We start from the raw sequence: 14781 nt of genomic DNA on the forward strand, positions 1-14781 counted from the left end.
AGATAGCATCAACGGCGGCGTGATTTAGGCGACGTTGACGCCTTTGCCGACTTTGACGGAGATTTTGTCGTTTTCGCCTGCTGTGTTTTGGGCGCTTTTCCCGAAGAGACCGCAGCGGACGCAGCTACTTTTACTGCCGGCTTTACTGAAGGCCTGGTAGCAGGACGCCCGAGCTTCGCAGGTTTCCTGACCGGAGCAACTTCTTCCTCTTCCTCAAGAAGGGCAAGATCTTCCTCAAGAACCTCTTCCAGTGCTTCGGCTTCCCGTCGGGCGGCGGCTACAGCCGGGTCACGCGGAATGATCGTGACCCGGAAAGCTTCCAGCGGCGCCAGACTATCAGATTCAGCCGTCTCATCTTCACCGACCGGACCAATTTCAGTGCCGTCCGTGAAGGTAGCCTCCAATTCGCAGAGATACTCCTCTGCAGCATCACCCTTCAGTCTCACGCGCAGGCCAAGAATTGGCAGCGCCATGCCGCGGCTGCCACAGTATTTGCCGCCTTCCGTCCAGGGTGAAAGCCAGCCTTTACCAAGAACGGCCTGATATTCGATGTCTTCGGGCGCAATCAGCTTGCCGGGAGAGATACCGAAACCCTCGATCCAGAAACGGCTGCCGGGCTTGCCCATCCATTCACCAAGCATGACGCCGACATCACCCCGACGCTGGATGTGCGCGCCGACTTCGAACTGCTGCCCCGGAGCCGCCGCGACACCCGTCGGTGCCGGAGAAGGAATATTGGCGACCGCGCCCTGCCCCTGAGGGGCGGCGGCAACCGGCGCCCCCGCAGCATCGCTGAGGCGAACAACCTGAAGACGCGGTGCTTCGTGCGGACTGCCGGCCTCCTGATAAATCGTCACCAGAACCTGCGCCGGCCCCTGCATGACGCGGATCAGGGCAGCATTATTCTGACCGCCGAGCCAGCCTGTATCGTCAAAGGTCGAAATTGTGACGGCGCCGTTCACAAGTGGCGGCTGGGTGAGACGAACACCGGGAAGGCCGCGCGGGCTGGGCGGCTCCTGGGACGGCACATGGAAAACACAGAATAATCCCCGATCAAGGGTCATCAGGTGTCCTGACACCTTCAGGTCGATGACACGATTCTGATTCTGGGACTGACCACTCTGGGACATAAATTCGTTCCGTAGGTTGTTCTGAATAAGGTTTCAGCTATTCCGGGGATATTCTGCCCACTAAAGCAGACAGACAAGGTGGCAATTGATCTGTGTTTGAATAGAACTCTTCACGATGGCCTTTCGACTGAGTGCTGACAGAGAGAAATCAATATCACGTTAAACTGCTCTGCCGATATACCAAGCGGCAGGATGTGGCCTCTTCCTGTTGTCCGTATCCGGTCTGCAACAGCTCCAAGATCGAAAGCCGCAGCATTCAGGCCCGCCCGCCATGTCACGCCCAGAGCGAAACACCATGTTTCAGGCCATATCGACGGAATAAGTCCATAATCCGGCAACTGCGCCCGAATCAGCGCGGTCGCTTCCTCTTCACGATAACTGCCTGTGACGTAGACATGGCCGGTTTCCATAAGGGTCGCGTCGTCAGGCGTATGCCCGACAATCACATATTCTATTGGCCGCCCCTGCTCACGGGCTTCACGGGCCGCAGCCAGCAGGACATCATAGCCTTTTTCCTTCCCGATCGCCCCGACCACGCAGACCCGGAAGCGACCGGGCGTGCGCGGCAGACCCATGATGGAGCACTGAGAGGACGATGAAGGAAGAAGTCGACAGTACTGCGCCAGCGACAGATCAGGACGGTCATCCTCAAGCGGGGCAATAATCGGCTCAAGCGCGGGGAAATGACGACGCATCCGCTGAGCTGTATCGTCGGAGGGAACGATCACGGACCGCGCCGCTGCCAGTTCCCTGGCCGACCGCAAGACATAATCGGCAACCGGCATATCGTCATCCACACTCCGGCCCAGCGTCGCCACGCATGTCTCGCAGGTGGCAACATCCGGTTCGCCACAGTAACGACGCGTCCTGCCTACAAGAGAGATACGGGGGCAGAACCAGATATAGTCATGCACATACACATCATAGGGAACACCAAGCACGGATGCGATTTCCCGCATGGCCATGTGATGGCCACTGGCATGGTGCCATTCGATATGATCGACTAGATCTGCCGTCAGCAGGCGAAGCAGGCGTGGCCATTCGGTCGGCAGACTGAAACGCAGATTCGGAAAGGAAGCGGACAGAATATCGTCTTCGTCCACTCCGCCCTCAATGCGACAGCCCCTTTTGACCGGACGGATCAGCACGGGACGAATCCCGCTTGCTTTCAACATGGCCGCACGCTGACGCACCACACGTTCGACACCGCCGCCATAATCATGCGTCACCATCAGCACGACCGGGCATGTCTCACCGGAAGAATTTTCCCGGGAATACAGACGCGTCGCCCGACGCCAGCGCAGAAGATCAATCTTTCGTCGCGCCTCGAACAACGGATCGGCAGCCACATGCCCGGCGATCTGCGCGTTGTAATCGGGATACATCCGATTGAGCAGGGTCAGATTGCGCCGGAGCAGGCCGGTGCGGGTGGCCCCAAACGAGACCGACCCCACATGCGCAACATACGCTCCGGGAGCCGCGACATTCCGCCATCCCGCCTGAGAGGCGCGCAGGCAGAAATCATTTTCCTCACCATAGCCCTGCGCAAACAGATCGGCTCGCAACAGGCCTATCTGTTCCAGACAGTCGTGACGGATATAAAGGCAGAACCCATGCCCCGTCGGAATATCGATGGCCACGCCCTTGTTGGCGGAGCGGGCCAGCTTCATCAAAATGGCCGTCTGGTCGAGCGTGGGTGTCGGGTTTGTCTCGACCACATTCGGATAGGACAGAATGGTCGCATCGTTCGACAGCGGCGTGACCGTGCCGATCTCAGGCGCACTCCAGGCAACCGTCTGCAACTCTTCAAGCCAGTCACCGGCGACAAGCGTGTCGCTGTTCAGCAGCACGATATCACGAGCGCGAGCCTGACCGGACAGGGCCGCCTCCAGACCCAGATTGGCCGTCGCGACAAACCCAAGATTGATCGCATTGTCTTTCACGGAGACTCGTGAGTCTTTCGCAAAACGACGCAGCATCAGCGCCATCTCCGGCTCCGGCGATGCATCATTGATGACCAGAACACGGGGGCTATTACGGGATGCGACCGGTAGCGACGCCAGCACGCTTTCAAGACAGGCCTTTGTGCCTGCCACGTCGCGATAGACCGGAATGACAATCAGCACAGCGGCACTGGAGCTTCGGTTTTTTGTCGAGACTGGCGTCGAACGCGACTTCTTACGAGAGACCTGTTTTTTGCTTCTGGACGTTGGGGATACACGCCCCGGCTCGAGCGGACTGCCTGTCAGATCCCTTCCTGTTTCATCAACAATTCGAATCGAGCCCGCAGCCAGTTCCTCACCTGACAGAGCAATCTGCCGAAAGCGGGACAAGGGAATATCGGAGTTGGCGTCCGGCGAAAGCTCTTCCGCCGTAAAGCTCATAATCTCACGGTCTGTGGAGGCTTCAAGAACCCGCAGCGAAGGGGCTCGATCCGGATTGGCTGGATGCCATACCCATCCGACCACGCCCTCATCCGCCGCTTCAACCAGTCCTTCGACCCGCATGGCCACGGAAGGATAAAGCGGGCTACCCGGAAGCGGATAACCATCCCACAGAACTTCCAGACGGTCCGTGCTCCAGAAATCATCCGGAGTGTCTGGATGCAGCAGGCCTGTTTCGTCCCGCAGGACAGAACAGACCTCACCATCAACGAGGACAGTCAATCGGTCAGATACCGGAGAGAGCCGCTTTTTACGCCGGGCTGGACGATGATCCGCATCAGCCACAGGCAAACGGCTGATGTCACCGCCTATCCTGATCGCGCCCTGATCATCCAGCCCACACCAGCCGGGACAGCCCGCCGCCGTCATGATCCGATCAGCCAGAAGCGCCATGTCTTCTGTGCAGACATGACGCGAAAGCGCCCGCCTCAATGCACCGACCGCCGCTTCCGTCTGTCCCTGCCTGAGACAGGTGGCCGCGAGCATGCACCAGAGTCGGGCCACGTCATGGCGGGCTGTCAGTGTTTCAAGAAGAGCGATCGCTCCGACGCCATTTCCGCAGGCCTGTCGGACCACGGCGAGAAGCAGCATCACATTCGGACTGTCGGACGTCATCCGGTGAGCACGTTCCAACCACCCGAGTGCGCCGACGGTATCCCCTGCCTTCCAGCAGGCTTCCCCATTATCGAACGAATTCTGGGCCTGCTCACAGGCCCATTTTTCCCAGTTTTCCCGATCCTGCGGCGTTATGAGGCCCGCTATGGCCGAATCGTTGTCATCTGCAATCTCTGCGCTCAGAGCTTCCGCCACTGCCGTTCCGGAAGAGGATCGGGAACGGCCTCGGGCTGTCGAACGTCTGGCCAACGATCCCTAACCAACGGCCGGATGAGAGTCTGCGGGCCGGACCTCATCTGTGGAAGCGGCAGGTTTTTCAACGCTGCTGTCTTCTTCCGGCTTCGCCTCCCGCAAGGGAAATTTCAGCTGCGCCATGTCCGCACTGGCCTGCGCCAGTCCGGCGGCCTCGGCCTTGCGATACCAGACAAGCCCTTCCTCCATGTCGGGCTCTCCGGCAAGGCCACGCGTGAGATAACGGCCCATCATCAGCTGCGCACCAACATGCCCGCGTTCGGCGGCCTGACGGAACCATCCAAAAGCCAGCTGCCGGTCTTCGGGAACATCATGCCCACCGCCCAGCATGGCGCCCAGCGCAAACATGCTGTTGGCATTTCCCTGCTTTGCTGCGCGTTCGAACATGATGAACGCTTCCGCATGATCCGCAGGACCACCCTCTCCCGCGACCAGAAGCTGCGCGTAATGATGTTCGGCGTCCACCATGCCTTCGACAGCCGCCTTGCGAATCCATTCGCGTCCCTCTTCGGGATTGGCTGGCACACCACGTCCGTCGATCAGCATCCGACCGTACCAGTACTGCGCGTTGATGATGCCATCAGCCGCCTTGCGCATCCAGTGCGCCGCCTGCTCTTCATCCCGTTCCGTGCCAACGCCCTCAGCGAGACAGACGCCGAAATTGAAGGCAGCGATCAGATCACCCGAATGCGCCGCTTTTTCATACAGGGCCTTGGTCGCCAGCCTGTCCTCGGCTGTGCCGCCCCCCATCAGAAGCAGATTGCCCAGATCGGCGGAACTGGCGGCGTCTCCCTTTTCGGAAGCGTAGCGGAACCACTTCGTCGCCTCGTCCTCATCACGGGTGACGCCTGCGCCTGTGAGATACAGCATCCCGAGTGCGCGGGCAGAGGCAGCATGACCGCCGTCTGCGGCGCGGCGGTACCAGTTCGCGGCTTCAAGATAATTGGGCGACAGATCGACTCCGCGTGCATGGATGTCACCCAGCAGGGCGCAGGCTTCCGTGTCCCCGGCGAGTGCCGCCTTGCGCAGCCACGTCTCGCCTTTCGAAATATCCTTCTCAATGCCGCGCCCTTCAAGAAGGGCCAGTCCATAACGGGCCTGCGCCGAACGGACATTGTGGGCGGCCGCCTTACCGTAACACTCGGTGGCGGCAACCGGATCGTGAGGCGCGCCCGCACCGCGCTCATAGGCGATACCCATAAGATAGAGAGCCGAACCGACATTGGCGTCGGCCGCAATCTTGAGATGCTCTATCGCCTTGGCCAGCTCCGCATCAGACCGGGCTGAATGCAGTCCTGCCAGGCCGAGGCCGAGATATCCTTGTGGACTGCCGCCCTTGGCCGCCCGCTCGTACCAGACGAGGGATTCCTCAGGATTACGCAGATCCTCCGGTCCTGCGTTCAGCACATAGCCGTAGAGAGCCTGAGCATCCGGATTCTCGGCGTCTGCCGCCAGTTTTGACCAATGCGCAGCCCGATGAAAGTTGGGCTGACCCGTCACATTCTGTGCGACATCCGTCAGATTGAAGGAATCGCTTTCGACGGCTTCCGGCAGACCGACCAGATACAGTGTCGCCAGAACGAACTGCGCCTCGATCCACTCGGCTTCCGCAGCCCTGCGGAGCCACCGGCCACCTTCCACCAGATCACGCGGAATGCCGATACCGTCGAGATAAAGACGGGCGAGACGGAACTGCGCCTCCGGCATACCGGTCTGGGCAGCAGCGCTGATTTCGGCAAAGCCCCCCGCGAAATCCTCAGCTTCAATAAGCTGGAGGCCGTACTGAAGCCGCTTCTCGGGTGAGCGGCGGGTAAACAGGCGTGAAAGCAGACTCAAGAGCAGTCCTCCCCGGGCATGGCTGGATCGGCAGAATACCGCAGGATGATCATCATGTATGACAGCCTGCGCAGACTGTCAGATAAGGCCGCTCCGGATAGACAGGCTCCGGTCGTGAGCGGTGAGACGACCGGAGCAGGGAAACAAAGACATGAAATCCGTTATGGTTCTCGCATACCATCGGTGACCAGAGGCAGGATGCTGTTGAGCAGGAACTGCATCACGGTACGCTTGCCCACCTGAATGTCCGCTGTCACAGGCATACCCGGATGCGGATGGAAGAAGGACGGCACGCCATGAAGTGTATAACGATCCACACGCAGACGCACACGGTAATAGGCCTGCTGTGCAGCACTCGGGTCCGAAGACTGTGAAGCTGACCCACCGCCACCGCCAGCACCGCCGCCCTGCGCACTGAAGGAGTCCGCACTGATTTCGCGCACGGTGGCTTCGGCGCCGCCATACTGGGCGAAGGGGAAGGTCGCGAATTTCAGCAGGGCCTTGTCGCCCAGCTGCACAAAGCCCGCCTCCGAACCATTGAGATGCGCCTCAACTTCCAGACCGCTGCCAACCGGCACCAGAGTCATGAGCTCATTACCGGTGGTAATGACCGAGCCGATCGACAGCCTTGCGATCGTCAGGACAATAGAGTCCTCACCGGCCACCAGCGTCGTCATGCTTTTGCGCAGCTTGGCCTTACGATAATTGCTTTCCGCCTCGGAGAGATGGCGCTGCCCATCGCTGAGATCGTGATAGATCTGGGCTTTCCACGTCTCGATATAGTTCTGCCGCTCGGAAACCAGTGCGCGAATCTTGCTGCGGGCGCTGGCGGCCTGCTGCTGCGCGCCAATCTGCGACCGCTCATTCTCCATCAGTTCGCTCTGCGCGCCCAGTGTGGAGAGACGGCTGCCAACCTGATCCTGCTGCAGACGCAGACGCATGGTGTGAACATCACGGGCGACTTTGGCCTTGGCGCCGTACATGGCGGCATTGGCCAGAAAACCCTGAAGATCACTGGTCTGCGAAGCGATCTGTTCCTGGTAATTATTTACCTTCGCGTCGAACTCGGCCTTGCGGCGCAGGAAGGTCGCCGCCTCCTGCGTTGTCGCCGGGTTGCCCGGATCGGGCACGTAATCACGGCCTTCCGCTTCCGCGCTCAGACGATCCACCTCGGCGGAATAGCTCTGGTTCAGGGCCAGCATGTTCTCGATATCAGCGTCGCTGATGGTCGGGTCGAGATGGGAAAGCACCTGCCCTTTGTGAACAAAGTCCCCCTCATGCACGTCGATGCTGCGGATGATCGATGTTTCCAGCGGCTGGACCACGAGGGTCTGCTGGGTCGAGACGATCTTGCCGGGCGTCGTCACCACGCGATTGAGCGGGAAGACGCTCATGACGACCACACTGGCGAGCGTAAGACCGCCAATCAGCCAGGTGATGTACTGAGCGGTCGCCGTGGGCGGCATGTTGACCAGCGCAGCACTGGGTGAATGAAATTCAAGCAGCGCCGGAGGCAGGTCATTCGGGGCAAAAGGATCTGTCGCTTCCGGAAGGAAGTCCGAAGATTTCTCTTCATCACCGGAGGCGGGCACAACGTCCTGCTGGGTCATCGGTCACTCTCCTTCCGCGATCAGCGGAGCATCGGCGGGGGCACTGGGACCGGATCGCCCTTCCGTGTGGCGGTTCTGCTGCATCCAGAGCGTCCGGTAAATCGTGCAGCGCTCGAGAAGAATCTCATGGGGGGCAATATCAACCACGCGCCCGCGATCCATGACCAGAATCATGTCACAGTTCACCAGCGAGGACAGACGGTGAGAGACGATCACCATCGTACGCCCCTTGCCGATCCGCTCCAGATTGGCGTTCACCAGCGCCTCACTCTCGGGATCGAGCGCCGAGGTCGCCTCGTCGAGAATCATCAGCTTCGGATCGCAGATCACGGCGCGGGCGATGGCTAGGCGCTGACGCTGACCACCGGAAATGTTGGTCGAGCCTTCCTCAATCCAGGTATCATATCCCGCAGGCATACGCTCGATGAACTCTTCCGCGCCAGCAAGGCGGGCGGCGCGCACGACGTCATCAATGGTCAGACCAGGACGACCTGCCGTGATGTTGTCACGGATCGTGCCCCGGAACAGGAAGTTGTCCTGAAGCACCACGCCGAACGATCGCCGGAGATGGGTCAGGTTGATTTCACGCAGATCGACGCCATCCAGCTTCAGGTAACCGGTATAGGTCCGGCTGACGCCCTGAAGAAGACGGGTGATGGTCGATTTACCAGACCCCGAGCGACCGACCAGTCCCAGCATCGTTCCGGCCGGAATCTCGAAGCTGACATCGTTCAGCGCCTTTGCCGTGGAACCCGGATAAACGAAGTTCACATCAATAAAGGACAGCGCCCCCTTGATCCGCGGACGCATGCCGGTGGTCAGGGCCTTGGTCTCTGTCGGCTGGTTCAGCACGGTGCCCGCTTCGCCAAGCGAAGCGGTCACCTCGTTCAGGTCATCGAGCAGCTTGGCGAGGTTCGTCAGCGGGGATGCGACACGACCACCGAGCATCATGAAGGCGACGAGCGCGCCCGCGCCCACGGAAGCCGCGTCTGTCAGCACCAGATAGGCGCCGACAAGGATCACGCCACGGTTGATGAACATTTCCAGCGGCATGCTGAGGCTGGTCGGCCAGTTGGACATACGTCCGACATCCAGCTTGGCCTGCACCACGCCGGCCGTGCACTCATCCCACTCTTCCTTGCGGGACGTCTCAAGGGCGAGGGTCTTGATGGTGCGGATGCCGGCGACGGTTTCATACATCACGCCGGCGCGCTTCATCTCCGCCTTGATGAGCTTGCCGATCTGACGGCCTACCGGCCCCATGAAGACGACAACCAGCAGGCCGATGAGGCCGGAAGCCGCAATGGTCATCCAGGCCAGCGTCGAGCTCAGATAGAACAGGAACGGCAGGATGACGACCAGCGTGAACATGTCGAGGAAGGTCGACATGAGACGGCCGGTCATGAAGTCACGGACCTTGTAGATGGCCATGACGCGACCGATGACATTACCGGCCTGCTCACGCTCGAAGAACTCAAGGGGCAGCGCCAGCAGACGGTTGAACAGATGCAGCGAGATCCGGGTGTCGATACGTGTCGTCAGGACGAGGGTCAGCTCGCGCCGGCCGTAGGACAGCAGGACTTCATAGAATGACAGAACCAGCACGATGGCGGTGATCGAGACCAGCGTCGCCATGGAGCGGTTGTTCACCACGCGGTCAATGACCTGCATGACGATGAGCGGCGGGAATATCTGCAGGATGCTGAGCGTCATCGAGGCGATGGCGATATCACGCAGCGACTTCTTCTCGCGCAGCACCATCTTGGCGAGCCACGCCGCATTGATCGGCGCATCGGCTTCCGACTGGTCCTTCCGGCGCTTGATCAGAAGGATGTCGCCGGTCCAGACCTGATTGAGCCGCATCTCGTCGACCGGCACGGGTGCAACGCCCTCCCCGGCCATCGGGTCACGCAGCCAGACGATTCCGCGGGCGGCATCGGCATTCACCATCAGGGCCGCGGAGCCGTCACGGAACATCAGGACGATCGGTGGCGAGTTGCTCATCTTGACGAGATATCGCCACTTGATGTTCATCCCCTTCGCCACGGCGCCCTGATCGGTCAGCCAGCGGACCAGCGTTGCCGGAGACGGGCTGCTTTCACCCGGTTCACCGGCAAAATCCCGCATATCCAGTTCAAGACCGTGAAAGCGGGCTGCGGCGATGGTGGCTTGCAACCGGATAATGGAAGGCGCCGGTCTGTTGGTCTGGGGATTGGGTGTGCCGTTCGCGTTATCGACTGAAGCCACAGATCGTCCTCTATAAAACGTGCCCGCGTTTCACTGTGCAGGAAACGCTGAACGGCCTCTACCACACAAAACGTGTGACCGCTGCCCTCGATATGCCGTGCGGATGTTGTCCTGTCTCCCGGAAATTTTGCTTCCGGAAATTAAATAGCATTGTTCCACTAAAGTCATTGAAGTCGTGTTACCGCATGAAAGAATGATTTTTGGTTACCGTTCCGCCTCAGGACTGAACATGTTTGCCAGAAACGGGCTGGCTTTCAGTTCTTCGGCGACGGCCTGCCGCTGATCGGGGGAGACAACGAGAGCAATGTGGCGAAAGAATGTACAATGCCCTCGTGCACGTTCCTGAATGAGGGACAACAGTCGGTCAACCAGCACCGGCCGCCCCACGCAACAGACGCATGAGCTGTCATGACGCTGCGTTTCCCCCGATGCAGTCCCTCGCCCCGCTACATCGGCCATCACTGGAGAAAAAGCCGTTTTTTTGACCGGTGCTCCGAAAACCGGAAGAGGTCCGGAAGCAAGCCGCTCAATCTGCGCCCAGCCGTCTTCAGACAGTTTCTCTCCCGTCGTATCGAGAAGAAAAGCCGTGCGACGGCGCTCCGCTGTCCACAACGCAGATTCGGCAGGACTGGTGATGGTCAGGGGAATCAAGAGCGGATCATTCTGTCATAAGATAAAACAGTCGTTCAAAATGTAGGGTATTCCGCTCTCCGTTACAAATGCTCTCCGATTTCGATGCAGACAGGACAATGTCCTGTCCGATTTTTGTCACAGGCGGAAGCGGTCTGTCCCACCGGATGGTCGTTTCTCTGGACAGGACAGGCCCCCTCTGGAATAACCGCCGTCCTCTCCCGTATCACGCGGGTTACTTTCCCCGAATATCCGGTAGTCCATACATGACCTCCTCAAGCTCTTCCCGTCCCCCGCTGCTCGAAGCCCTGCAGGAACAGGTGTTGCTGTGTGACGGCGGCATGGGATCGCGCGTGCAGGCGCTCGACCTCGAAACCGAGCGGGACTACTGGGGGCAGGAGAACTGCACCGAGATTCTCAACCTCTCCCGTCCGGAACTGGTGCGCGAAATCCATCGCGGCTACTTCGAGGCCGGGGCGGACATGGTGGAGACCAACAGCTTTGGCGGCTCGCCCATCACGCTGTCGGAGTTCGATCTTCAGGACCGCGCCCGCGAGATCAACCGTATTGCCGGCACGCTGGCCCGCGAGGCCGCCGACCAGTTCGATGACGGGCGTCATCGCTATGTGCTCGGCTCCATCGGCCCCGGCACCAAGCTGCCGTCACTCGGCAACATTGATTACGACACGCTGGAAGCCGGTCTCGCCGAGCAGGGGCGCGGGCTGATCGAAGGTGGTGTCGACGCCTTCCTGATCGAGACCTGCCAGGACACGCTCCAGATCAAGGCGGCCGTCAACGGCATGAAGATCGCCCGCGCCGAAATGGGCGTGAACACGCCGATCTTCGTGCAGGTCACGGTCGAGACCACCGGCACGCTGCTGGTCGGTCCGGACATTGCCGCCGCCGCGACGGTGGTGGAAAGCCTCGACGTGGATCTGATCGGCCTGAACTGCGCCACAGGTCCGCAGGAGATGGCCGAGCATGTCCGCTGGCTGGCCGAGAACTGGCCGCGCCTGATTTCCGTGCTACCGAACGCTGGCCTGCCGGAACTGGTCAACGGCCAGACGCATTATCCGCTCAGCCCGGAAGAGATGGCGCTGTGGATGGAGCGCTTCATCATTGAAGACGGACTGAACATGATCGGCGGGTGCTGTGGCACATCCACGCCGCATATCGCTGCCCTCGACGCCATGCTGCGGAGCCGCGCGCCGTCCGGAAAGCATCGCCCGGCGCCGACGAAGCGCAATCCGACATGGGTACCGTCTGTCGCCAGCCTCTACAGCCAGACGCCGCTGCGTCAGGAAAACGCCTATTTCTCCATCGGCGAGCGCTGCAACGCCAACGGGTCGAAGAAGTGGCGCGAGCTTCAGGAAGCGCATGACTGGGATGGCTGCGTCGCCGTCGGGCGTGAGCAGGTAGCGGAAGGCTCCAACTCGCTGGACGTCTGCACGGCTTTCGTCGGACGTGACGAGAAGGCGGAGATGGACGAGGTCATCCGCCGCTTCACCTCTTCGGTGAACGCGCCGCTGGTGATCGACTCCACGGAAACGCCGGTCATCGAATCGGCGCTGAAGCTGCATGGCGGCAAGCCTATCATCAACTCGATCAATTTCGAGGATGGCGAGGCGATCGCCCACGACCGCATGAAGCTGGCCCGCAAGTTCGGTGCGGCGGTGGTGGCACTGACCATCGACGAGGTCGGTATGGCGAAAACGGCGGAGGACAAGCTCCGCATCGCCACGCGGCTGGTGGAGTTTGCGTGTGACCAGTACGGCCTGCCGCAGTCGGACCTGCTGATCGACCCGCTGACCTTCACCATCGCGACCGGCGTGGAAGATGACCGCAAGCTGGGTCAGTGGACGCTGGAAGGCATCCGCATGATCCGGGAGAAGTTTCCGGACATTCAGATCATCCTTGGTCTGTCGAACATCTCCTTCGGTCTGAACCCGGCGGCGCGCGCGGTGCTGAACTCAGTGTTCCTCGACCATGCCGTGAAGGCGGGCATGACGGGCGCGATCGTGCATGTGTCCAAGATCCGGCCGCTGCACCTGATTCCCGCCGAGGAAGTGAAGGTCGCGGAAGACCTGATCTTCGACCGTCGCTCGGAGGACTACGATCCGCTCCAGAAGTTCCTGTCGCTCTTCGAAGGGCGGAAGGCGGCGGATGTCGCCAAGAAGGCGAAGGCCGAGACCGCGCCGGAGCGTCTGAAGGACCGCATTGTCGATGGTGACCGCAAGGGGCTTGAGGCCGACCTTGAGGAAGCCATGAAGGAGATGCCGCCGATCGACATCATCAACAACGTGCTGCTGGATGGCATGAAGGTGGTGGGCGAACTGTTCGGCTCCGGCAAGATGCAGCTTCCGTTCGTGCTTCAGTCCGCCGAGACGATGAAGGCGGCGGTCGCGTGGCTTGAGCCGCATATGGAACGTGTCGAAGGACAGGCGCGTGGCACGATCGTGCTGGCGACCGTGAAGGGCGATGTGCACGATATTGGCAAGAATCTCGTGGACATCATCCTGACCAACAACGGCTACCGGGTGGTCAATCTCGGCATCAAGGTGCCGGTGGCGGACATGATCGAATCCGCCCGCGCCGAGAAGGCCGATGCGATCGGCATGTCAGGTCTGCTGGTGAAGTCCACAGTCATTATGCGCGAGAATCTTCAGGAGATCGACCGGCAGGGGATTGATCTCCCGGTCATTCTCGGGGGCGCGGCGCTGACCCGCAACTATGTCGAGGACGACTGCGCCGCCGCCTATGGCACGCATGGTCGTGTGGCCTATGCCCGCGATGCGTTCGACGGGCTCTCGCTGATGGATGTGGTCGCACAGGGCAAGTTCGATGATTACGCTGCCGCCATCGCCAAGCGGCGTGAAGGCAAGGCGAAGCGCGCTACGCCGCGCACTCCGGAAGCCGCTGAGGAGCGCGGGTTCAGGCCGGTGGATGTGGCCGCCGCGCAGGCGCGTCGTCATCGGATCACAAAGGATGAGCCGGTCATCAAGCCACCGTTCTGGGGACCACGCGTGGTCGAGGCCGAGACCAACGCCGTGCTGCCGTTCCTGAATGAGCGTTCACTCTATCAGTTCCAGTGGGGCTTCAAGAAGCAGGGCCGCACGCTGGAGGATTTCCTCACATGGGCGCGTCAGGAACTGCGTCCCGTGCTCCGCCGGATGCTGACGCTGTGCGAAGCGGAGGACATTCTCAAGCCGCGTGCTGCTTACGGTTACTGGAAGGCGGCCGGACAGGGGAACGACCTGATCCTGTTCGCAGAAGACGGGCAGACCGAAGTGGCCCGCTTCACCATGCCACGCCAGCCGCGTGAGGATGGTGAGTGCATCGCCGATTTCGTGCGTGATGTGGATGACGCCGAACGTGACGTGATCGGGTTGCAGGTGGTGACGGTCGGGCAGAAAGCCTCCGACATGGCCCGCGAGTGGTTCGAGGAAAACCGTTATCAGGACTACCTCTATCTGCACGGCCTGTCTGTCGAGGTGGCCGAGGCGATGGCGGAATACACGCACAAGCGTATCCGCGCCGAACTCGGCTTCTCTGGTGAGGATGACCGCGATATGGACAAGCTTCTGTCGCAGGGCTATCGCGGCTCGCGCTATTCGTTCGGCTATCCTGCCTGCCCGCGTCTGGAAGATCAGGAACCGATCCTGAAGCTGCTGGATGCGGAGAAGATCGGTGTGTCGCTGTCGGACGGCTATCAGCTGCACCCGGAGCAATCGACTTCGGCGCTGGTGATTCTGAATCCGCGGGCGAAATACTTCACGGTGTGAGTGTTTCGTCCAGCTTTTTCCTGAAAGCCGCGGATAAATAGTAAAAGTTTTTGGGCGTCGCCTTTTTGAAAAAAGTTTCATCAAAAAGTTTCTGATATTTTTCCCAATGTTTTACGCATGGTCTTTCAATAAACGGCCATGCGGAACAGCCCTGTCATCAGAACATCATCGAACTGTCACTCCGCGTCACAAACGATGGATTTAAACCCGCTTCCGGAAATCACCTTTAACTATC

General features: G+C 60.4%; 7 protein-coding genes. 1 reads left to right on the forward strand and 6 read right to left on the reverse strand.

What is annotated here, in order from left to right; translation table 11 throughout:
* Positions 1–8: 8 nt before the first annotated feature.
* The 6 genes from EMQ_RS08800 to EMQ_RS08825 all read right to left on the reverse strand — a co-directional run bounded on the left by EMQ_RS08800 (position 9) and on the right by EMQ_RS08825 (position 10785).
* On the reverse strand, positions 9–1130 hold the full coding sequence (locus EMQ_RS08800; protein WP_010668343.1) for a hypothetical protein: 1122 nt from the start codon (positions 1128–1130) through the stop codon (positions 9–11).
* 110 nt (positions 1131–1240) lie between these two features.
* On the reverse strand, positions 1241–4384 hold the full coding sequence (locus tag EMQ_RS08805) for a glycosyltransferase (protein WP_010668342.1): 3144 nt from the start codon (positions 4382–4384) through the stop codon (positions 1241–1243).
* A gap of 60 nt (positions 4385–4444) precedes the next feature.
* The gene (locus EMQ_RS08810; RefSeq protein WP_010668341.1) at positions 4445–6277 is read right to left on the reverse strand and encodes a tetratricopeptide repeat protein; all 1833 of its coding nucleotides are present in this window, start codon (positions 6275–6277) and stop codon (positions 4445–4447) included.
* Positions 6278–6438: 161 nt separating this feature from the next.
* Positions 6439–7887, reverse strand: coding sequence for an HlyD family type I secretion periplasmic adaptor subunit (locus EMQ_RS08815; RefSeq protein ID WP_010668340.1), 1449 nt, complete (start codon positions 7885–7887; stop codon positions 6439–6441).
* 3 nt (positions 7888–7890) lie between these two features.
* Complete coding sequence (locus tag EMQ_RS08820; protein WP_231368051.1) at positions 7891–10014, reverse strand: peptidase domain-containing ABC transporter; 2124 nt, start codon at positions 10012–10014, stop codon at positions 7891–7893.
* 324 nt (positions 10015–10338) lie between these two features.
* A complete protein-coding gene (locus EMQ_RS08825; protein ID WP_010668338.1) occupies positions 10339–10785 on the reverse strand; it encodes a hypothetical protein in 447 nt (148 codons plus the stop codon).
* Between the two features lie 245 nt (positions 10786–11030).
* Between EMQ_RS08825 and metH the strand changes: the two genes are divergently transcribed.
* Complete coding sequence (metH, locus tag EMQ_RS08830; protein WP_031941590.1) at positions 11031–14546, forward strand: methionine synthase; 3516 nt, start codon at positions 11031–11033, stop codon at positions 14544–14546.
* Positions 14547–14781: the final 235 nt, after the last annotated feature.

The organism is Acetobacter aceti NBRC 14818 (assembly GCF_000193495.2).
GTDB classification, from domain to species: Bacteria; Pseudomonadota; Alphaproteobacteria; order Acetobacterales; family Acetobacteraceae; genus Acetobacter; species Acetobacter aceti.